The 19,122-nt window shown below is 65.7% G+C and carries 20 protein-coding genes and 3 pseudogenes; 16 read left to right on the plus strand and 7 right to left on the minus strand.

Annotated elements, in window-relative coordinates; all coding sequences use genetic code 11:
* Nucleotides 1–107: 107 nt before the first annotated feature.
* A complete protein-coding gene (locus tag AC0QSG_RS11660) occupies nucleotides 108–365 on the minus strand; it encodes a metal-sensitive transcriptional regulator (protein ID WP_475375510.1) in 258 nt (85 codons plus the stop codon).
* Nucleotides 366–437: 72 nt separating this feature from the next.
* Between AC0QSG_RS11660 and AC0QSG_RS11665 the strand changes: the two genes are divergently transcribed.
* The 11 genes and pseudogenes from AC0QSG_RS11665 (at nucleotide 438) to AC0QSG_RS11715 (ending at nucleotide 10,247) form a co-directional block, all read left to right on the plus strand.
* Nucleotides 438–1,076: a rhodanese-like domain-containing protein gene (locus tag AC0QSG_RS11665; protein ID WP_475375511.1), complete on the plus strand. Its 639-nt coding sequence runs from the start codon at nucleotides 438–440 to the stop codon at nucleotides 1,074–1,076.
* 106 nt (nucleotides 1,077–1,182) lie between these two features.
* Nucleotides 1,183–1,479, plus strand: a complete 297-nt coding sequence (locus AC0QSG_RS11670) for a rhodanese-like domain-containing protein (protein WP_475375512.1) — start codon at nucleotides 1,183–1,185, stop codon at nucleotides 1,477–1,479.
* Nucleotides 1,480–1,542: 63 nt separating this feature from the next.
* Nucleotides 1,543–2,436, plus strand: coding sequence for a sulfite exporter TauE/SafE family protein (locus AC0QSG_RS11675; RefSeq protein ID WP_475375513.1), 894 nt, complete (start codon nucleotides 1,543–1,545; stop codon nucleotides 2,434–2,436).
* A 45-nt stretch (nucleotides 2,437–2,481) separates the two neighbouring features.
* The gene (trxA, locus tag AC0QSG_RS11680) at nucleotides 2,482–2,853 is read left to right on the plus strand and encodes a thioredoxin (protein WP_475375514.1); all 372 of its coding nucleotides are present in this window, start codon (nucleotides 2,482–2,484) and stop codon (nucleotides 2,851–2,853) included.
* 84 nt (nucleotides 2,854–2,937) lie between these two features.
* On the plus strand, nucleotides 2,938–4,254 hold the full coding sequence (locus tag AC0QSG_RS11685) for an MFS transporter (RefSeq protein ID WP_475375515.1): 1,317 nt from the start codon (nucleotides 2,938–2,940) through the stop codon (nucleotides 4,252–4,254).
* A gap of 91 nt (nucleotides 4,255–4,345) precedes the next feature.
* The gene (locus AC0QSG_RS11690) at nucleotides 4,346–4,756 is read left to right on the plus strand and encodes a DUF302 domain-containing protein (RefSeq protein ID WP_475375516.1); all 411 of its coding nucleotides are present in this window, start codon (nucleotides 4,346–4,348) and stop codon (nucleotides 4,754–4,756) included.
* A gap of 239 nt (nucleotides 4,757–4,995) precedes the next feature.
* A pseudogene (locus tag AC0QSG_RS11695) lies at nucleotides 4,996–5,052 on the plus strand (hypothetical protein); the annotation flags it as partial.
* A 25-nt stretch (nucleotides 5,053–5,077) separates the two neighbouring features.
* A complete protein-coding gene (locus tag AC0QSG_RS11700) occupies nucleotides 5,078–5,491 on the plus strand; it encodes a DUF2243 domain-containing protein (protein ID WP_475375517.1) in 414 nt (137 codons plus the stop codon).
* Nucleotides 5,492–6,852: 1,361 nt separating this feature from the next.
* Nucleotides 6,853–7,494: a DUF6338 family protein gene (locus AC0QSG_RS11705; protein WP_475375518.1), complete on the plus strand. Its 642-nt coding sequence runs from the start codon at nucleotides 6,853–6,855 to the stop codon at nucleotides 7,492–7,494.
* Between the two features lie 63 nt (nucleotides 7,495–7,557).
* Nucleotides 7,558–8,904, plus strand: a complete 1,347-nt coding sequence (locus tag AC0QSG_RS11710; protein WP_435729153.1) for an IS256 family transposase — start codon at nucleotides 7,558–7,560, stop codon at nucleotides 8,902–8,904.
* 455 nt (nucleotides 8,905–9,359) lie between these two features.
* Nucleotides 9,360–10,247 carry an Abi family protein gene (locus AC0QSG_RS11715; RefSeq protein ID WP_475375519.1) on the plus strand — a complete coding sequence of 296 codons (888 nt, stop codon included), beginning with the start codon at nucleotides 9,360–9,362 and terminating at the stop codon, nucleotides 10,245–10,247.
* 737 nt (nucleotides 10,248–10,984) lie between these two features.
* Here AC0QSG_RS11715 and AC0QSG_RS11720 read toward each other — a convergent pair.
* Both AC0QSG_RS11720 and AC0QSG_RS11725 read right to left on the minus strand, forming a co-directional pair.
* Nucleotides 10,985–12,238 carry an IS256 family transposase gene (locus AC0QSG_RS11720; protein WP_475375262.1) on the minus strand — a complete coding sequence of 418 codons (1,254 nt, stop codon included), beginning with the start codon at nucleotides 12,236–12,238 and terminating at the stop codon, nucleotides 10,985–10,987.
* A gap of 448 nt (nucleotides 12,239–12,686) precedes the next feature.
* Nucleotides 12,687–13,733, minus strand: a pseudogene (locus tag AC0QSG_RS11725) (PDDEXK nuclease domain-containing protein).
* Between the two features lie 202 nt (nucleotides 13,734–13,935).
* On the opposite strand from AC0QSG_RS11725, the gene AC0QSG_RS11730 reads away from it, so the two are divergent.
* On the plus strand, nucleotides 13,936–14,166 hold the full coding sequence (locus AC0QSG_RS11730; RefSeq protein ID WP_435728065.1) for a DUF2188 domain-containing protein: 231 nt from the start codon (nucleotides 13,936–13,938) through the stop codon (nucleotides 14,164–14,166).
* A gap of 182 nt (nucleotides 14,167–14,348) precedes the next feature.
* Here AC0QSG_RS11730 and AC0QSG_RS11735 read toward each other — a convergent pair whose 3' ends face one another.
* Complete coding sequence (locus AC0QSG_RS11735; RefSeq protein WP_475375520.1) at nucleotides 14,349–14,540, minus strand: hypothetical protein; 192 nt, start codon at nucleotides 14,538–14,540, stop codon at nucleotides 14,349–14,351.
* A 148-nt stretch (nucleotides 14,541–14,688) separates the two neighbouring features.
* Between AC0QSG_RS11735 and AC0QSG_RS11740 the strand changes: the two are divergent.
* Nucleotides 14,689–14,913 (plus strand): annotated as a pseudogene (locus tag AC0QSG_RS11740) (hypothetical protein); the annotation flags it as partial.
* A gap of 38 nt (nucleotides 14,914–14,951) precedes the next feature.
* Here AC0QSG_RS11740 and AC0QSG_RS11745 read toward each other — a convergent pair.
* Together AC0QSG_RS11745 and AC0QSG_RS11750 are read right to left on the minus strand one after the other, a co-directional pair.
* Nucleotides 14,952–16,454: a multicopper oxidase family protein gene (locus AC0QSG_RS11745; protein WP_475375521.1), complete on the minus strand. Its 1,503-nt coding sequence runs from the start codon at nucleotides 16,452–16,454 to the stop codon at nucleotides 14,952–14,954.
* Entirely contained in the window at nucleotides 16,451–16,717 is a 267-nt protein-coding gene (locus tag AC0QSG_RS11750; RefSeq protein ID WP_435728062.1) for an SHOCT domain-containing protein, read from the minus strand. Before AC0QSG_RS11750 ends, AC0QSG_RS11745 begins: the two co-directional genes overlap by 4 nt.
* Nucleotides 16,718–16,859: 142 nt before the next feature.
* Between AC0QSG_RS11750 and AC0QSG_RS11755 the strand changes: the two genes are divergently transcribed.
* On the plus strand, nucleotides 16,860–17,210 hold the full coding sequence (locus tag AC0QSG_RS11755) for a hypothetical protein (RefSeq protein WP_435728061.1): 351 nt from the start codon (nucleotides 16,860–16,862) through the stop codon (nucleotides 17,208–17,210).
* Nucleotides 17,211–17,431: 221 nt separating this feature from the next.
* Here the strand turns inward: AC0QSG_RS11755 and AC0QSG_RS11760 are convergent, their stop codons facing one another.
* A complete protein-coding gene (locus tag AC0QSG_RS11760) occupies nucleotides 17,432–17,941 on the minus strand; it encodes a hypothetical protein (protein WP_475377352.1) in 510 nt (169 codons plus the stop codon).
* Here AC0QSG_RS11760 and AC0QSG_RS11765 point away from each other — a divergent pair.
* Together AC0QSG_RS11765 and AC0QSG_RS11770 are read left to right on the plus strand one after the other, a co-directional pair.
* Nucleotides 17,867–18,820, plus strand: coding sequence for a DUF2254 family protein (locus tag AC0QSG_RS11765; protein WP_475375522.1), 954 nt, complete (start codon nucleotides 17,867–17,869; stop codon nucleotides 18,818–18,820). The two genes, AC0QSG_RS11760 and AC0QSG_RS11765, sit on opposite strands and share 75 nt — an antisense overlap.
* Nucleotides 18,821–18,834: 14 nt before the next feature.
* Nucleotides 18,835–19,095, plus strand: a complete 261-nt coding sequence (locus AC0QSG_RS11770) for a GlsB/YeaQ/YmgE family stress response membrane protein (RefSeq protein ID WP_475375523.1) — start codon at nucleotides 18,835–18,837, stop codon at nucleotides 19,093–19,095.
* Nucleotides 19,096–19,122: the final 27 nt, after the last annotated feature.

The following is a 19,122-nucleotide window of genomic DNA, read 5'->3' on the forward strand; positions in this document are numbered from 1 at the left end:
AAGGGCCGCCGAGGCACAAAAAGGGTGCCGCGCGCACTACGCGGCACCCTTTCCATTCGCCGAAACCGGCCGGCGGAACATCCGCGCCGGGGACCCGCCCCCGGTGTCTAGGCCAGGGACAGGAAGAGCTTCTCGAGGTCCTTCTTGTCCATGGAGTTGTCCTCGCTGGCCAGGCACTGCTCCAGGCCCGTCGCGATGATCGCGAAGCCCGCCTTGTCCAACGCCTTCGAAACGGCCGCGAGCTGGGTGACGACGTCCTTGCAGTCCCGGCCCTCCTCCAGCATGCGGGTCACGGCGGCCAGCTGGCCTTGGGCCCGCTTGAGGCGGTTGATGACGGGCTTGAGGTCGGTGGTGTCGAGCTGCATGGGTTTCTCCTCGGATGGTGTTCGCTCCCCCAATCTTATACCCCGGAGGGTGTGTTGCATACCCTATGGGGTATGTGGCAGACTTCTGGAGACACATTCGTTCGACAGGAAGAGACCCCCTTGGCCTCCGCAACCCCCACCGTGACCGACCTCGACGCACAGACCCTGCGCGAGTGGATCGACCGGCACGAGGACCTGATTGTCATCGACGTCCGCTCCGCCGCCGAATTCGAGACCATGCACATCCGCGGCTCCTACAACGTGCCGCTCCCGCTGCTGTCCGAGCACACCGACGAACTCGCCGAGCGCCTCGGCAGCCGCGTCGTACTGGTCTGCCAGTCCGGCGTCCGCGCCGAGCAGGCCCGCACCCGCCTCGGCGGCGCCGGGATCGGCACCGCACTGGTCCTCAATGGCGGCGTCCCGGGGTTCGCGGCCGCCGGGGGCGAGGTCGTCCGCGGCGCTCAGCGCTGGGACCTCGAGCGCCAGGTGCGCATGGTCGCCGGCTCCCTCGTGGTCACCGGACTCGTCGCCGGGAAGCTCGTCTCCCCCAGGATGCGCCTCCTCGCCGGCGCGATCGGCACCGGGCTGACGTTCTCCGCGGCCACCAACACCTGCGCCATGGGCCAGGCCCTGGCCAAGATGCCCTGGAACAAGACCGCGTCCGAGCCCTCGGCCCGCACCGCGATCGACCGGTTGCCGGCACAGAAGTAGACCACCCGCCCGGGCCGTCCCGTCGGGGACGGCCCCGGGCGGACCAACAGACCGGGGCCGTGCGGCCCCTCCCTCCAACCACCAACAACGCCGAAGGAAAGACAACATGGGCGAGATCGACATCCAGCAGGCCGCGGCCCGCCAAGACACCGACCAGGTCCTCGACGTCCGCGAGGACTTCGAGGTCGCCGAGGGCATGATCCCCGGCGCCCTCCACATCCCCATGGGCGACCTCGACGCCCGCCTGGGCGAAATCGACCGCAACCGCCCCGTCGTCGTCGTCTGCCGCAGCGGCAACCGCAGCGCCCGCGTCGCCGAGGCACTGAACGCCGCCGGATTCGCCGCGGACACCATGGCCGGCGGCATGACCGCCTGGCAGAGCGCCGGGCTGCCCACCACCTAGCCAAGCGGCCCGTAGCGCACCGACGCAACCGCCTCCCTCCTCTTCCGACAAGGATCCCCACCCATGACCGTCACGCTCGCGCTGACCCTCCTGCTCTCGGTGCTGATCGGGCTCTCGCTCGGCCTGCTCGGCGGCGGCGGGTCCATCCTCACCGTCCCGATCCTCACCTACGTCGCCGGCCTGAACCCCAAGGAAGCCATCGCCGCCTCGCTGTTCGTCGTCGGAGCGACCTCCGCCGTCAGCGCCGTCGACCACGCCCGCAAAAAGCGCGTGAAGTGGCGCACCGGCCTGGTCTTCGGCGCCGCTGGCATGGCAGGGGCCTTCGGAGGCGGACTCCTCGGCGGACACATCCCCGGAACCATCCTCATGATCGCCTTCGCGCTCATGATGGTCGCCACCTCCCTGGCCATGATCCGCGGCCGCAAGGAGCGCACAGCCGCACCGCACAACGATGAACTGCCCGTCGGCAAAGTCATCCTCGAAGGCCTCGTCGTGGGTCTGGTCACCGGACTCGTCGGCGCGGGCGGCGGCTTCCTCGTCGTCCCGGCGCTCGCGTTGCTCGGAGGCCTGTCCATGCCCGTCGCCGTCGGCACCTCGCTGGTGGTCATCGCCATGAAATCCTTCGCCGGCCTCGGAGGCTACCTCACCACCGTCACCCTCGACTGGGCGCTCGTCGGCGGCGTCACCGCAGCGGCGATCCTCGGCTCGTTCATCGGGGCCCGCCTGGCCGGACGCATCCCCGAGGCCGCACTGCGCAAGGGATTCGGCATCTTCGTCCTGGCCATGGGCGTCTTCGTCCTGATGCAGGAACTGCCCTCCCCCGCCAACCTCGTCCTCGGCATCGCCGCCGCCGCCCTCGCCGCGGCCGCCGCGCTCTGCTGGTACGCCGTCCCCGCCTGCCCCCTGCGCAAGGCACTCGCGGCCCCCAAGGCCACCGAAACGACCGAAACGCACTGACCCACCGCCGCCCCCACGGCAACAGCACCAGAACGAAGGAGCACCATGGCCACCGTCAACCTCACGGAACAGAACTTCGAGCAGACCCTGACGAAGAACTCGATCGTCTTCGTGGACTTCTGGGCCGGCTGGTGCGGCCCCTGCCGCATGTTCGCCCCCACCTACGAGGCCGTGTCCGGGCAGCACCCAGACGTCGTCTTCGGCAAGGTCGACACCGAGGCCGAACAGAGCCTCGCGGCGGCCGCGTCCATCACCTCCATCCCGACACTGATGGCCTTCCGCGAGGGCGTGCTGGTCTTCAGCCAGCCCGGTGCGCTACGCGCCGCCGACCTCGAATCAGTGATCGCCGGGGTCAAGGCGCTGGACATGGCCGAGGTCCGCGCCCAGCTCGAAGCGCAGCGTACCCAGCAGGCCTAGTTCGCCCGGCGCCCGCTTGGTCCCCCTGCCGCAACCGCCCCTCCCCGCCGCCGAGCGGTGCCAAACGCCGCCAGGAGCTCCCGCATGAAGAACACCACCACGGCACGCCTGCCCACCCTGGGGCTGCGCGCCAACGCCGCCCAGTTCACCCTGCTGGTCGCGGTCAACGCGCTGGTCGGCGGCATGGTCGGCCAGCAACAGACCGTCCTGCCGCTTCTCGCCGAGGCTGAGTTCGGCCTAACGGGCTACACGTTCGTCTTCGCCTACGTGGCCGCCTTCGGCATCACCAAGGCGATCGCCAACTGGTTCGCCGGGACGCTCTCGGACCGCTACGGACGCAAGCCGGTGCTGCTGGCCGGCTGGCTGTTCGCCATCCCGGTGCCGATCATGCTCATCCTCGCGCCGGACTGGGGATGGGTGGTCGCCGCGAACGTCCTGCTGGGCATCAACCAAGGACTCACGTGGTCCACCACCGTCGTCATGAAGATCGACCTCGTCGGCCCGGCGCAGCGCGGACTGGCCATGGGGCTCAACGAGGCCGCCGGCTACGGGGCGGTGGCGGCCACGTCCCTGCTGGCCGGCTACCTGGCCGAACAATACGGCCTGCGCCCCGCGCCCTTTCTCCTCGGACTCGCCTACACCGCCCTGGGACTGCTTCTCTCCGGCGTTTTCGTCAGGGAGACCCGAGGCCACACCCGGCTGGACGCCGGTCGCGTGGCCGTCCGCGGAGCCCCGGGGCATAATCTGGACGCCAACCTGACCAACCGCCAGATCCTGGCGCTGGCGAGCCTGCGCGAACCGGCGCTGTCCTCGGCCAGCCTGGCCGGGCTGGTGAACAACCTGAACTTCGGCCTCGCCTGGGGCCTGTTCCCCCTCCTTTTCGCCACCGCGGAGCTGAGCACGGGACAGATCGGTCTGCTCTTCGCGCTCTACCCGGGCGTCTGGGGACTCGGGCAGCTGGCCACCGGCGCCATCTCGGACCGGATCGGACGCAAGCACCTCATCAGCGCAGGAATGGCGACCCAGGCCGCCGCCCTGTCAGTCATCGCCCTCGGCCACGGATTCGGGGCTTGGGCCGCCGGAACCGTGCTGCTCGGCGTCGGAACCGCGATGGTCTACCCCACGCTCCTGGCGGCCGTCGGCGACGTCGCCCACCCCGCCTGGCGGGGACGCGCCGTGGGCGTCTACCGCGTCTGGCGCGACCTCGGCTACGCGGTCGGCGCGATCCTCGGCGGTGTCGTTGCCGACGCGGCTGGCCTGCAAGCCGCCGTCTGGTCGGCAGCGGCCCTCAGTGCGGCCGCGGCCATCGCCGTCGCGGTCCGAATGTACGAAACGCACCCCCCTTCCGCCCGGCGAACGGACCCTGACCTGCGGCTTCCGCGCCGAGAAACTCGCAGGTAGCGTGGCGTAGGTGACAGGTTCCGCCGCGCTCCACTGCAACGGACCACTGACCCGACAAACTCAGCCACACCGAAACACAAGGAGAACCACCATGGCCTACACCCACACCATCACCGTCCCCCTGACGTGGGACGACGCCGTCGAACGCACCCGCGGCGCCCTCGCCGAGCAGGGCTTCGGCGTCCTGACCGAGATCGACGTCAGGGCGACGTTCACCAAGAAGCTCGGACAAGAAGCGGGAGACGCACTCGGCGACTACATCATCCTCGGCGCCTGCAACCCGCAGCTCGCCCAGCGCGGCATCAGCGCCGAGCCCGAACTCGGCGCCCTGCTCCCCTGCAACGTCGTCGTCCGCCGCGCCCCCGAAGCGACGGAAACCACCGTCGAAACCATCGACCCACAAACCATGGTCCAACTCAGCGACAGCGACGCCACACGCGACGTCGCCAACGACGCCGACACCCGCCTCCAGACAGCCCTCGAGGACATCGCCGGCCGGTAGACGCTGCGGACCCTCAGAATCCTGCGAGACGCCGCGCGGGTGCCCATAGGCGGAGCCCCGTCCGGGTTCGGAGCGCGGCCGCCCGGGTGGCCCCGCGCATCAATTGAGTCGCCCGGTCCCGCGGCGTAGCCTCCCAACCATCACGAGCCCGAGCGCCCGGCCCAGAAGGGGGAATGGAGATGAACGGGAACAGTAGGGAAGACAACAACCCCGAGTCCACTGCCGACCGCAAGCGCATCATGCTGCCGGGGTTGCTGCTGGGGATTGGACTGGGCGGGTTCGTCGACGGAATCCTGCTCCATCAGATCCTCCAGTGGCACCATGCTCACAAGCGCCGCGACCGCCAACATCAATATCGGCGACTACCCCGCCAATACCGTCGACGGCCTACAAATGAACACCCTCTGGGACGGCCTCTTCCACACCCTCACGTGGCTGGCAGTGTTGGCGGGGCTGGGCATCCTTTACTCCCGGGTGACGCATTCGCGCGGCCGGGTATGGAGTTCGCGGATGCTCTGGGGCTGGATCATGGCCGGTTGGGGGGTGTTCAACGTAGTCGAGGGAATCGTGGACCACCACCTCCTCGGGATACACCACGTCGTCAGCGGGCCCAACCAAACCGTCGCGGACATCGCCTTCCTATTGTTAGGCGCCCTGCTCATAGTGGGAGGGTGGTTGCTGCAGCGTTCGGGCCACGCACTCGATCTCGCCGCTACCAAGGCTCGACGCCGGTGACGGCCGAAAACCACGCCGCCCACCAACGGCAGCACCGACTGCCTATCAGATCCGCGGTCAAGAAACCCTCGCCGCGTAACCAAACCCAACCGAACCGCCTCAAGAACTTGACGTGCGCATCACAGCGTCAGATGGCAGTTGCCTCGCGGCACTATCCGGTACTCCCCAAACCGTCAGGTTGAACTCTAGTGGACCCCTCGCCAGAGGTGTCCACTATCGCGAAAACAAACCCTAATCTGACAGGTTTGATCAGCGATCCTGACGTCAGGTTGTGGTGTACCCCATTCTGACTCCTTTGCCACTTTTTCAACCGGAGGCCGTCGCGCCCGGTGGCGGGGAGAATCCCTCGTGCCGCTGACAGCAGCGCGAAACCTCTCTAAGGAGTCCGTCCAACCAAGGCGGTGCAGAGCCGGGCGCCGGGAAGTCAGGAATGCCCCCTGGGAAAGCACCAGGCAGGTGCCGTCCCCGACGTCGTGTAGTTCGAGGTTGACGACGGCCTCCCGGTCGTCGGGGCGCGCTCCTCCCACGTGAAGGTATAAACCAGCCGCCGGAGACTCGCGCCCTGCGAGGTAGGCAGTGACATCTCGGACTTCACGGGTAGGCTGATCCAACCCTCCCGCCCCGCTCGAAAGGCCTCCGTGCGCCCTGAAACCCTGTTCATGAACCCGTTGGCCGGACCGGACCCGTTGGTCAGTCCGGCATCCCCCGAAACGGCTGCTCCCCCGGCCGTGTTCGACGCTCCCCCGGCACTTGAAGGCTTTGACGAGCCGCTGCCGGAACCAGAGATCCCGTTCCGTCCGCGACCGAGCCAGGAGCGCGCCGGACAGCGCGCGAACAGTCATGGCCGGAACGGCGTACGGGGCAACAGCCACGGCCGGCGGGCCAACTAGCTCAAGGAGACGAGCGGACCAGCACCCGGGAACGACAATCCGGCCGGTATCGATCGCGACGGACGCACCTGGTCGTACCGCGATGGCAGGAAGTTGTGCCAAAAGTATCTTCCGCACGTTTGGTTCGGGACATCTTTGTGGCACTAATACTGAGGCAGAATTCGCTGGCGTGCCGCTCGCTGCGGACTACCCCGCGCAGGGTGCTCCACTTCCAAGGAACTGGGACGTAGGGCACCTTTTGAGCTGGGCATGTGAGGCCGACCGAGGTGGTTATGCGGCTTCGGTCATTCCGCAAGACGACTTCGAAGATTGACACGCGACACCGCGTCCCATGCTGTGCAACGTAGGCCTCGGTGACAACCGAAGGTCTGATGTCGAGTCCGAGCTTGTCAGGATGCGAGAAGCGAAGCACGTACGATCACCAATATCCTCTAAGGGCAAAGGCCCGACTATTTCGACAGGTGAGAGTGGTTGTACCCTCAAGATTCAGTCCAATTGCTGATCATTGTCGCTGCCGTTGTGCCCGGCTTCGTCTATCAGATTAGCCTTCGGCGGGTGCGTGGCCCTGGTCCCGATGAACAAAGCGTCAGCATCCGCGTCCTGCGCTCAATAGCGACGAGTGTTGTCTTCTTCTGCCTCTATATCGTTGCCCTTGGGTTCCCTCCCTACGGACTAGCTGTAGGTCCTGACGGTCTACCAACCTCTTGGCGCTGGGTGGCATTTTGGATTTTTGTGCTGGTACTCGCGGTTCCATGGTTGGGGGCAAGGTTTGTTTTTTATGCCCTAACTTCAAGCTGGTTCGTGCTTATATCCTCGACTGTCGTCAAGAAGTTGGGCCTCCGCAATCAATGGGATCCAACCCCGAGTGCTTGGGACTTTGCTTTCGCCGAGCGTGGGGAAGGGTGGATACGTGTGCAGTCCTCTGACGGTGCATGGATGGGCGGATGGTTTGGGAGCTCATCCTTTGCCAGTTCCTTTCCGGATCCCCGGGAAATCTTCCTTGAGGTCGGATACGCCATGAATAGTGATGGGAGCTTCACCGAGGATGTCTCGGCTCCAGATGGACTCTATATCCGCTGTGACGACATCGAGGGTGTCAGATGGTGTGTGTAAGTAGCCTAGTCACCCTTGGAATGGAGCATGATTGTGACTGTGACTGACCACAAGAATCCGGTGATGAAAGTAGACGCGTCCAAAACCGCCGAGCGGATGGCTGCGGTGGGGGACATGGAGGCGCTGAAGTCTTCGGGGGCCTTTGACGAGTTGATGGGCCAGATCGACCGTGGGGAGATCGAGCTCGACGGCAAGGACGGGTTCATCCGGCAGATCATCAAGGCCGGCTTGGAGCGTGGCCTGAAGGCCGAACTGTCCGGGCATCTGGGGTATGAGAAGAACGAGTACGCCGGACGCGCGGTGTCCAACTCGCGCAACGGCACCTACCCCAAGACGGTGTCCACCAGTGCCGGGGACGTCGAGGTGGGCATGCCCAGGGACCGGGCCGGCACGTTCGTGCCCCGCCTGGTTCCCAAGGGATCGCGGCGCACCAGCGAGCTGGCCGACATGATCGTGAGCCTCTATGCCGGGGGCATGACGGTGCGCGACATCGAACACCACCTGGCCTCCACGATCGGCACCGAGCTCTCGCGCGAGACGATCTCCAAGATCACCGACGAGGTTCTGGACGAGGTGATCACCTGGCAGAGCCGGCCGCTGGATGCGATCTACCCGATCATGTACCTGGACGCGATCGTGGTGAAGATCCGCGACGGGCACCACGTGAAGAACAAGGCCGCCCACATCGCCGTGGGCGTGGACATGGAGGGCATCAAACACGTGCTGGGCATCTGGATCGCCGAGACGGAAGGCGCCAAGTTCTGGGCCGGGGTCTGCGCGGAGCTGGCCAACAGGGGCGTGAAGGACGTGCTGATCGTGTGCTGCGACGGCCTAACCGGGTTCCCCGAGGCGATCGGCGCGACATGGCCCCACGCCACCGTGCAGACCTGCGTCGTGCACCTGATCCGAGCCTCCACCCGCTTCGTGTCCTACGGAGACCGCAAGCAGGTCGCCGCGTCCCTGCGCACCATCTACACGGCCCCGACCCAGGAAGCCGCCCGGGAGGCCCTGGATGAGTTCGCGGCCGGGAAATGGGGCGTCAAGTACCCCGCGGCGGTGAAGACATGGGAGCACGCCTGGGAGCGCTTCACGCCGTTCCTCGGCTTCCCGCCGGCGCTGCGGAAGGTCATCTACACGACCAACGCGATCGAGTCGCTGAACTACCAGCTGCGCAAGGTCACCAAGACCCGCGGGCACTTCCCCAACGACCAGGCCGCCACCAAACTGCTCTGGCTGGCGATCTGCAACATCGAGGACAAACGCGCCCGCGAAAGGGCCAAGGCCCGCACCACCACCCGGGAATCGACCAGCGGAGGCCTCGTCGAAGGAGCCGGAACCATGGGCTGGAACCAAGCCCTCCAGCACCTGATGCTCACCTACCCCGAACGCCTCGAACAACACCTCGCATGACACCAAAACGGACCAGAAGACGCTAAGTCGTCCACCTCTGAAACGACTAAAACCACTAACTGACTAGTTCACTTACACAAACAGCTTGACAGGCCCGCGAACTGGTCCGCGTACTTCGGCTCCAGCTCCAGATAGCGCTTGATCAGCCGCTCGAACTTGGAGCCCTTGTCCCGCTAGTCGGTCGCGGAGAAGTACAGCTGGTCAAGGACCTGCCCGAAGGAAGAAGAAGCCATGGCATCATCATTCCGCACAACTTGGCGCCGCATGCCAACGCGGGTTAGACGGTGCAGATTACGAGGCTCGAACCCGTCAAGTCCCGATACGAGGTCTGACATGCCAGACTCTTTTTCTTTTCCCGGGCACTTACGGTATCGTTTTATGCAACAAACCCCGCCAGGGCTAGAGCGAAAGCTTCCCCAAGACCGGCGGGCTTTTTCTTTAACTATGCTGATTCAGTGAATAAACCGGCACTCACTATTCCTCAGCAGCTCGAGCTCCTCAGCGAGCGCAAACTTAAACTCGCAGCCGGCGATGAAACCACAATGACGAGCCTGCTCCTAAGCAAGGGCTACTACCGATTGTCCGGTTATTGGCGGTACTTCCAAAAGTCGCCTCACAACGGAGACAATGAATTCCACGCGGACACCACCCTGCAGCAAATAGTTGATGTCTACGAATTTGATGAAATTCTGCGCAGTCTCTTATTCGAGGGTCTGAGTATTTTTGAGGTGGCCTTCCGTACGCGATTGGCTTACTTCTTTTCCGTACACAAAGACGCCTATAACTATTCTTCGATCGAGCTGTACCGCGACGAGAAATATGAGCGCGACGGTGAAGTCAGGTCGTACCGAACAGATCTCGTGCGGGACATAGACAGTGAGCTCAAGCGGTCGCACGAGGACTTCGTGAAGTCGCATATCGAACGCGAAAAACCCATCCCCATTTGGGTAGCGGTTGAGGTGCTAAGCATGGGCACAGTGTCGAAGATGTATCGACTGCTCTTGGACGATGACGTTCGCTACCCCGTAAGCAAATCATTCGGCTACCCGGATCCAGCATTTGCAGAAACGATTTCGCGGTCATTCTCAACCTTGCGGAATAAGTGCGCACATAACGCGCGAATTTGGAACCACAGCTGCGTATACCCGCCGACCGTCCTCAAACGGCTCAAGTCCAACCGAGACAAAGACATCTATTACCGCACGCCCTGGGCATACATAGTGATGCTTGCGGATGCCGTAGACGGCATCAAAAAGACCAGTTCATTCTCAGAGTCTTTGTACGGCCACATCAACGCATACCCGGAGTTCCTCGCTGGGCTGACGAAACCTCATCGACGCTAGCCGCCGACTTTTGGCCAGCGCCGTTGTCATTGAAACGCCGATAACGGCGCATATGAAGAGCCCCGGGGTCCCTGCCCAAGGGTGCCGAAGCCCTGTTCCTCCCAGACTCGGCGCGCCTATCCTGTATGCGCCTGTCTCGGATCCATCCGCGGCCTGATGTCGAGGGCCTGGCGATCCGCTCGTCTCCACCGGAACACCATGACCCATTCGTCCCGGGCCTCCACGGACGCCGCTGTCCATCCAACCCACGGGTTTCGACCAATGGGTCCGCGGCGCCGCCGCAGTAGCAATTCAACGCTCAATTGTTGGCACGCCTGCCTGAAAATCGGACGACCGGAGGAAATCACCAACTCCACGGCATCATCCTTCTACTTCTACGTGAACTTCTTACGCTCGGGCATCTAGGTAAGGGCTCCTACCAAGCTGTCTCACAAAACCAAACGGCCGCATGACCAGGCAGGAACGTGGGTCGTTTGTCGCCGAAGGAGTCTGTAGCGGCACCACGGGCAGCGCGACTAATTCCGTGGATACAGCGTGGAGACTCCTTCGGCTGTCACGAAAATGCGTCGAGGTTAGTCCGGTGCAACTACCTCGTCCGTGATCACCAGTCGCCGTTCGCCCAATCCGTCTTCGCGGATCCACGCTGCCCCGATCTCTGGAGCGACCTGTTCCACGGTGCCACTGGGTCAAGTCCATTTGCGTGGTGTAACGCGTTTGCCGCGTGATTCTTGGGTTGCTTAGGCGCTGAGCGCCAGGTCGGGCTGGGTGTCCTCCTTCTTGTCCGTCTCGGCGGCGGGTGTGGTGCCGACGGCTTGTGATTGCTGGATGAGGTCGAGGCCGAGGTAGCGGCGGGACTCGGTCCATTCATCGTGCTGCTCGGCCAGTACTGCGCCGACGAGGCGGATCAGGGCGGGGCGGTCCGGGAAGATCCCGACCACGTCTGTGCGCCTACGGATCTCCTTGTTCAGCCGTTCCTGGGGGTTGTTGGACCACACCTGGCGCCAGAGTCCCTTGGGGAAGGCGGTGAACGCGAGGATGTCCTCGCGGGCGGCCTCGAGGTGGTCCGCGGCCTTGGGCAGCTTCTCGGCCAGGGCCGCCAAGACGCGGTCGAACTGGGCGTGCACGGACACCGCGTCGGGCTGGTCGTAGACCGAGTGCAACAGGGTCTTGACCCACGGCCAGCTGCTCTTGGGCGTGGCGGACATCAGGTTGGCCGCGTAGTGGGTTCGGCAACGTTGCCACGCGGCACCGGGCAGGGTCGCGCCGATGGCGGCGACGAGCCCGGCGTGGGCGTCTGAGGTCACCAGCTTCACCCCGGTCAGGCCGCGGGCGCTCAGGTCGCGGAAGAAGCCCAGCCAACCGGCCCCGTCCTCGGCGGAGGAGGCTTGGATGCCCAGGACCTCCCGATGGCCGTCGGCGTTGACCCCGACGGCGACCATCGCGTGCACGTTCACCACGCGGCCGCCCTCGCGGACCTTCAGGACCAGGGCGTCGGCGGCGACGAACGTGTACGGTCCGGCGTCGAGCGGGCGGGTGCGGAACGCCTCGACCTGGGCGTCCAGGTCTTGGGCCATGACCGAGACCTGGGACTTCGAGAGCTTGGTGATCCCGAGGGTCTCGACGAGCTTCTCCATCCGCCTGGTACTGACGCCGAGCAGGTAGCTGGTGGCGACCACGGTTGTCAGCGCGGCCTCCGCGCGGCGCCGGCGCTCGAGTAGCCAGTCGGGGAAATACGACCCCGAGCGTAATTTCGGTATCGCCACGTCCAGCGTCCCGGTCCGGGTGTCGAAGTCCCGGTGGCGGTACCCGTTGCGGGAGTTCGTCCGGTCCTGGGAGCGGGCACCGTAGTCGGCGCCGCAGACAGCGTCGGCCTCGGCGCTCATCAGGGCGTTGACGAAGGTGGTCAGCATCTGGCGCATCAGGTCCGGCGAGGCTTGTTCGAGCTGTTCTGACAGGAAGCGGGCAGGATCGATAACATGGGGTGCGGTCATCGCGTGGTCTCTCTTTCGAAACGTACTTTGGTAGGTCGTTTCAAGAATCACGCGGTGGCCGCCTCACGTTCGGGATCAACACGCCCGAGCCCGGGCTGTTACACCACGCTAATGGGCACTACTTGCCACTGAACTTTGTCCCCGCCGAGTCCACGACCTCGACATGCTCGCCTTCGTTCCAGTTCGTCCCTGCCATCGTGCTCCTCCCGGTTGTTCTTCCCATGCTTCTTCCACTACCGGGACGACCGTTTCGTTCCCTGTTGAGGGAACTGGCATGGGCGGCTGTTCCGGGGGCCGGGAGTAGGTTCTCGGCGCCCGGCGGCCATGGACGGGTGGCCCGTCGCTGAACGCCGGGATGGAAGCGGGCGTTTTGACGGGATCCTGCACCTTCCAATGGTGCGCGGTCCCCGCGACCGCACCCGGGAACCTGCACAGAACGGGTGCGCGGCTAGGAGTCCCCGTCGGGCAGGGCGTCCAGGGCGGCGGTGAGCTGTTCCTCTGGTGGCACCAGGTCCCGGTCGGCGGCCGGCAGTTCGTCGTAGGTGTAGGCGGCTATGGCCATCGGCGAGGTGGACCGGCCCAGGGCGTACCTGACGCTGTGGTCGTTCTTGCTGCCGCAGATCAGGATCCCCACGGTCGGCGCATGGGCTGGGCGTTTGAGCTTGTCATCGACCAGGGCGACGTAGAAGTTGAGCTTGCCGGCGTACTCGGGCTGGAATTTCCCGGTCTTGAGCTCGATGACGAAGTAGCGCAGCTGCTCGACGTGGAAAAACAGCAGATCGATGTAGAAGTCGTCTCCGTCGACGTCGAAGTGCACCTGCCGTCCCACGAACGCGAACCCGTTGCCGAGTTCCCTGAACGTTTCGGTGATGCGGTCCATGAGGGCCTGTTCGAGGTCCCGTTCGGCGACCTTGCCCGACAGGCCCAGGAACTCGAAGGAGTAGGGGTCCTTGGCGACTTGCTGGGCCAGTTCGGAGTCCTGCGCCACCAGGTGCTGTGCGAAGTTCGAGGGCGCCGAGCCCGAGCGCTCCAGGGTCCTGTTCATGATCATGTTCATCAGCACGTTGCGGGACCACCCGTGTTCAACGGCCGCGGACGCGTACCAATCCCGCGTTTCGGCGGTATCGAGCTTGTCCAGCAGCACGGTGATGTGTCCCCAGGGAAGTTGTCCAACAGGCTGTTGGACTATTGGCTCCGGCCAGGCCGTGGCGAACCCGCGCATGTAGAAGAGGTTGCTGCGGGAGAAGCCCTTCATCTCCGGGAACGCGGCGCGCAGGTCCTCGGCCAGCCGGCCGATGACCCCGCTCCCTCACGCCTGGGTTTCCTGCCGGGCCTGGATGTCCCGTCCGATCGTCCAATAGAGCTCCAGCAAATCGGTGTTCACCCGCCGCAGCGCCCGCAGGCGGGCCCCGCTGACACGGTCCTTCAATTGACCGAGAAAGGCGGGATAGTCATCGGGCAGCACAAGTTCACCGGACGTCGTCACGGACTTCATCCTAGCCAGCCCCACTGCTGCCGCCTGCCGGACACAGCGTCCGCGAACAGTGGACTCGTCTTGGCGCCCATAGCGGCGCCTCCGACGAAACTCACTTGCCCGGCGATTGATTCCCGCATCCCTCCGTCAGACCGCAAGTTGTCGGAGGCCGTGAATAGACTTCGGGTTGTTAGTGGATTCTTTTCGGATGAAGGAGTTAGCCGTGGTGAAGCCTGAGATCGAGACCTACAGCGAGGACGGCGTTTGGAAGAGCCGGCGCCAGGGAAGCAGCCGAGCCTTCTCCGTGGGAGGCACGAAGGCCGAGCAGCAGGAGCAGGGACGGGCGGCCGCCAAGCGCGATCAGGCCGAGCACGTCATCAAGAATCTCGACGGAACCATTGGTGCCAAGAATTCCTACGGCAACGACCCCAATCCCCCGCGAGACAAGAACTGAGACATCGAGACGGGAACAAGATGATCCTGACCTTCGCAGCACTCAGCGTTAAGTAGCTGGGCCGGTCTGGGCCGGCGCAACGGTAATGTAGGTGCCACCTCTTGAAGGTGCGAGTGGTGATGAAGGTCCCGGTCTCCCCCAGGCCGGGACCTTCGCGCGTGACAAGGGGGCGGCCTGCGCGCCTACCGGTCGGTGTCGTCCTTGCTCCAGTACAGCTCGGCCTGTTCCTGGAGGACGGCGAGACGTCCGCGCATTTCGGCGAGCTCCTCCCGTGCGGCCGCGGCGGCGGCCCGCTCGGCGTCCAGCGCCGATGCCGCGTCCCGGCGCGAACGGGCTGGTCCCGGACGGTCCCGCAAACGTCCGGACCGCGGCATGGCCGACAAAGCCTACTCTTCCAAAGCAATCCGGACGTACCTACGCGGCCTTGGCATTGAATGCGTCATCCCCGAAAAGGAAGATTAGAAAGCCAACCGAAAACGCAAGGGCACCACGGGCGGACGTCCCGTCACCTACGACAAGGACGCCTACAAGCAGCGCAACGTCGTCGAACGCAGCTTCAACACCCTCAAGCAATGGCGATCCCTGTCCACCCGCTACGACAAACTGGCCCTCACGTACCGCTCGGCGACCGTTCTGCCCACCGTCATCATCTCTCCCTATTGGGAGACACGCCCTAGTACCCGGCGGTCCCATGGGACGGGATTCTGCTCGGGGGTCCCCTGCCGTCGGACGCAGCTATGGCACTAACGGTCAGGCAGCGACCTCGCGCTCCGGCCGCCCTAGCCTCAGCGAGCTTCGACGATGCCCATCATTCCTTGATCCTCGTGGTAGAGGATGTGACAGTGATAAACGGTTCGTCCAGGGAAGTCGTCGAAGGCGATAAGGACTTTGACCTGCCCGAAGGCTGGGACGTTGACGACGTCCTGCCACCTCGGCTGGGAGACGTCGCGGTCACCGTCCTCGATGACCTGCATCGGCCACACGTGCAGGTGTACGGGGTGGTCCATGGGGCTGGAGTTGACCAGTGTCCACTCCTCCACGGCCCCAGCCGCCACCGTGGTATCAGTCCGGGCGGGGTCGAACTCCCGGCCGTTGATGGAGAAGGCCATCATGGTGTCTGCACCGCCTCCATCGCCCATCATCGGGCCGTCACCGTCCATACTGCCGGCCATACCCATGGAGAAATCCAAAGTGTGGCGACCGGTGACGGATTCCCCGCGCAGGTCCCGCAGCGCAGGCCCTGCCGGCACGGGCTCCGGCGTCTGCGCCGGGTCACCGGACACCTTGAGGGTGAGCAGCTCGATCACTCCCCCGCTGCCTGGACCGTTTCCGCCCATCATGCCCCCACCCATCATGGCGCCCATGCCGCCGCGGTCTACGGGCGCCGCGGCTAGGACCGATGAGCCCGCGGTGGTCTCGACGAGCAGCTCGATGCGGTTGCCGGGAGCGATCACCACTTCGGTGGTCTCCTCAGGGGTCGGCAGGCGCCCGAGGTCACGGCTGAGCAATCGGACCTGTTGGCCTTCCAGCTGCAGGCGCAGGTACCGGGAGGGGCAGGCGTTGACGATCCGCCACCGCTCCCGTTCCCCCGGTGCGGCGTCCAGTCGCGGGTGAACCTGACCATTGACGAGGACGACCTCACCCTCCCGGCCCATCATCTGTTGCATCCGGTCGACCTCAGCGAGGTTACCGGAGGAGTCCAGGGACAGGTCCGAGACGACCAGGACCCGCTCGCGGGTCACCGGAATCAGCTCTGGGTCCTCAACCACTATCGCCCCATACAGGCCGGCGGCGACCTGATCGGCAGCATGTCCGTGGCGGTGTGGGTGGTACCAGTAGGTGCCCGCCGGGTGGTCCTCGGGCAGGACGAATTCATATTCAAACGACTCTCCCGGGCTGATGCTCAGGAAAGGGTTGTCGCCGTTGCCCTCAGGGGAGACGTGCAACCCGTGCACGTGCAGGTTCGTCGGGGCCCGAAGCGCGTTCGTCATCGTCACCCGGATCGTGTCCCCGGGCGCCACACGCAGGGTCGGGCCCGGCAGGGACCCGTTGAAGGCCAGCACAGAGGCTTCACGCCCGCCGACCTGGAGACGTAGCGGGGCGGCCTCAAGATCCAGTTCCAGCACGCCGTCGCGGCTGGACAGCACCGAGGGCTCGGTCAGTTCCTCGGTGCCTACGTATCGGGGGTCGTTGCTGGTTATCCACCACATCCCCGCCCCGCCGAGGGCTGTGGCACCGGCACCGGCGGCACCCAGAGCCAGCAGCTGACGGCGGTTCAACGGACTCACCGGCCGCCCTCCTTCAGAATCCTCAGCCGCTCCCGGTACTCCTCGGTGCTCAGCTCCCCACGGGCGTAGCGCTCTTCAACGATCTGCCTCCCTCGGTCAGGATCCCCGCCCGGTCCCCGGCCGGCGTCGGGGCTGTCATTGTTCGAGGACTTGCCGGAGAAGGCCTTCACCAACACGATCACCAACACGAGCACCCCCACGAGCACCAGCAGCCCGAAGATCCATATCAATCCCATGCCGCCCATACCATCGCCGTTCATCATGATCGTGCTCCTCAATCTCTCGTCGTACGCGGTCAGTTCTCTCGTAGCTATGCGCCTTCTGGCGCGCACGCCCGAACAAGTCTTGACTCTCGCCGGCTAAGGATGTCAACCGAACGCAGCGACCAGCCCGGACCTGCCCATCATGATCCGTCCGCCCGCAGAGCTCTTCAAGGGCCGCGCCCTGGCCTACAACCTCAAGGACTTCGACGCCGCGGCCCTGAAGAACGCCGAGCACCGGCTCCTCACCCAGGACGTCTCCCAGCACCTCTGGACCCGCAGGAACCCCGACGGCTCGGACTTCTGCGACGGCATCCAGTTCCGCTCCCGGCACGGGGACGACCTGCTGCTCTGGGCCGTGTACGAACGGGACACCGACGGCCAGACCAGCAGCCACGTCACCGACCTCGAACCCCTGGAACTCACCGCCGACACCCCGGAACTCCAGACCGCCCTCGCCCTGCTCGGACTCACCCGCCGCAACGAACGCCCGTAGCCGCCACCCCGACGCCGGACGGACCCGACGGTGCCCTCCGGGATCAGGGCGACCGGTCCCCCACGCAAAAGCCGGCTCCAGCGGGTTCCCGCCCGGCGCACAGAGGCCATACAGTCCGGTTCCGTAGTGTCGGGAGCGCCTCTTGGAGGTGCGAGTGATGATGAAGGTCCCGGTCTCCCCCGGGCCGGGACCTTCGCGCGTGATAGGGGCGGCCCGCGCGCCTACCGGTCGGTGTCGTCCTTGCTCCAGTACAGCTCGGCCTGTTCCTGGAGGACGGCGAGACGTCCGCGCATTTCTGCGAGCTCCTCCCGTGCGACCGCGGCGGCGGCCCGCTCGGCTTCCAGCGCCGATGCCGCGTCCCGGCGTTGGCCCTCGGTCTGGGCGATCAGGGCGGCAAGGCGTTCGGTCAGGTGCGCCACCTGCTCCTCGGCCGCCGCGGCGCGCTGCGCTTCGGCGTCGACGCGCGCGGCTTCGGTGTCGACGAGGTCCCCGGCGCCCCTGGCCTCGACCTGCGCCGCCTCGACGAGGTGGCCGGCCGCTTCGCGGTCCGCCTGGTACCGGGCGGCGGCCCACGCTCCGACGAACGCCCGCTGCACGGCCTCCGGGATCGCGACCTCGGACTGCCGCGCCTGGGCCCGCCACTCCTCGACGCCGAGATGGGCGGCCTCCATGGAGACGCCCGCGCGGGAGCGCACCGCCGAGACGGTGACCTTCTCCCCCGCGGCGTCCATCTCCTCGCACGCAGTTGGCGAGCAGCCAATACACGCCCCGCATGCTCAGGACCTTCGCCTTCGTCCTCGGACTCTGCAGTATCGCCGCGCTGGCGTTCTTTCTGGCACACCTGGCCCGCGGGATCCGAAACGCGGATCACGGCCCCCGCCCAACCACGGGTCATCATCCTCTCGCAGGCAAGCGGGTTCCCGACGTCGGTCGAGGTCGCCGACGTCGCAGCGGTCGGAAGGGAAATCGAGAGCGTCGTCCACCTGAACGCCATGCCGGGGGACGACGTCCTGGAGGGCGCCATCCTGGCGGTGGCCGGCGGCCCCGACCTTTCCGAGGAGGAGATCACGCGGATCACCGCCAGCATCAACGCCGCGGTTAAGCTGGGCCCTGAACGGACGCAGCTCATAGACACCGCACTCTCGCTCAGCCAACTGGCCGACGTCGCTGCCCGGGCACTACCCCCGGGCACCAACGACCCCACCATTGCGGTCCACGCCATCCACCATGCCTCCGCCGTGCTCGTCAGGGCCCTGCGCCGCGACTGCGGACCGGTGGCCCGGCTCGACGCCGAAGCGCCGGGGGGCGGTCCTGCCACTGCCCAACTTCACGGACCCGCTGGCTACGGCCTTCGGGTCCATCCGCACCTACGGGCGCCAGGACCCCCAAGTCGCGGTTGCGTTGGCGGGGGCCATCGGCGGCCTTTCCGCCAACGATCCGGCGCGCCGCCACCTCCCCGCCCTCTCCGTATCGCACGGTTCACTTTTCCAGTGGAAGAACGCGTCGGCACACGCACGCCGGTATCCACGGACCGCCCGGGAGGCGCAGCGGCGCACACTGGCATAGGATTGCTGGCCGAGGAGCCGCCAAGGAGCGGTCCCGGAACCTAGAGAAGGGCTGGAACATGATTGGATTCATCATCGCGGGACTCGTCATCGGCGCGCTTGCGCGGCTCATCAAGCCGGGCAAGCAGAACCTCGGCCTGATCGCCACCCTGTTGCTTGGGCTCGCGGGCTCGGTCATCGGCGGCGTCATCGCGAGCCTGTTGAACACCGGCGACATCTTCGAGCTCAACGTCCTCGGCTTCATCGTCGCCGTCGTCGCGGCCGTCCTGCTGATCGGGGTCGCCGAAGGACTGGCGGGCCGCCGCAAGGCCGTACGCTGACCTGCAGGGATTTCCTCCGCCCCCCAC

The sequence above is a fragment of the Arthrobacter sp. LT660 genome (genome assembly GCF_056172845.1).

Excerpts from the sequence above, each read along its gene's own strand:
- AC0QSG_RS11700 (WP_475375517.1), top strand. The coding sequence starts at position 5,078 with ATGCTCACAAGCGCCGCGACCGCCAACATCAATATCGGCGACTACCCC.
- AC0QSG_RS11720 (WP_475375262.1), bottom strand. The coding sequence starts at position 12,238 with ATGACCGCACCCCATGTTATCGATCCTGCCCGCTTCCTGTCAGAACAG.
- AC0QSG_RS11770 (WP_475375523.1), top strand. The coding sequence starts at position 18,835 with ATGATTGGATTCATCATCGCGGGACTCGTCATCGGCGCGCTTGCGCGG.
- AC0QSG_RS11690 (WP_475375516.1), top strand. The coding sequence starts at position 4,346 with ATGGCCTACACCCACACCATCACCGTCCCCCTGACGTGGGACGACGCC.
- AC0QSG_RS11765 (WP_475375522.1), top strand. The coding sequence starts at position 17,867 with ATGGGCGGCCTCCATGGAGACGCCCGCGCGGGAGCGCACCGCCGAGAC.
- AC0QSG_RS11675 (WP_475375513.1), top strand. The coding sequence starts at position 1,543 with ATGACCGTCACGCTCGCGCTGACCCTCCTGCTCTCGGTGCTGATCGGG.
- AC0QSG_RS11670 (WP_475375512.1), top strand. The coding sequence starts at position 1,183 with ATGGGCGAGATCGACATCCAGCAGGCCGCGGCCCGCCAAGACACCGAC.
- AC0QSG_RS11750 (WP_435728062.1), bottom strand. The coding sequence starts at position 16,717 with ATGATGAACGGCGATGGTATGGGCGGCATGGGATTGATATGGATCTTC.
- AC0QSG_RS11660 (WP_475375510.1), bottom strand. The coding sequence starts at position 365 with ATGCAGCTCGACACCACCGACCTCAAGCCCGTCATCAACCGCCTCAAG.
- AC0QSG_RS11710 (WP_435729153.1), top strand. The coding sequence starts at position 7,558 with ATGAAAGTAGACGCGTCCAAAACCGCCGAGCGGATGGCTGCGGTGGGG.
- AC0QSG_RS11760 (WP_475377352.1), bottom strand. The coding sequence starts at position 17,941 with ATGGACGCCGCGGGGGAGAAGGTCACCGTCTCGGCGGTGCGCTCCCGC.
- AC0QSG_RS11735 (WP_475375520.1), bottom strand. The coding sequence starts at position 14,540 with ATGCCGCGGTCCGGACGTTTGCGGGACCGTCCGGGACCAGCCCGTTCG.
- AC0QSG_RS11755 (WP_435728061.1), top strand. The coding sequence starts at position 16,860 with ATGATCCGTCCGCCCGCAGAGCTCTTCAAGGGCCGCGCCCTGGCCTAC.
- trxA (WP_475375514.1), top strand. The coding sequence starts at position 2,482 with ATGGCCACCGTCAACCTCACGGAACAGAACTTCGAGCAGACCCTGACG.
- AC0QSG_RS11665 (WP_475375511.1), top strand. The coding sequence starts at position 438 with ATGTGGCAGACTTCTGGAGACACATTCGTTCGACAGGAAGAGACCCCC.
- AC0QSG_RS11685 (WP_475375515.1), top strand. The coding sequence starts at position 2,938 with ATGAAGAACACCACCACGGCACGCCTGCCCACCCTGGGGCTGCGCGCC.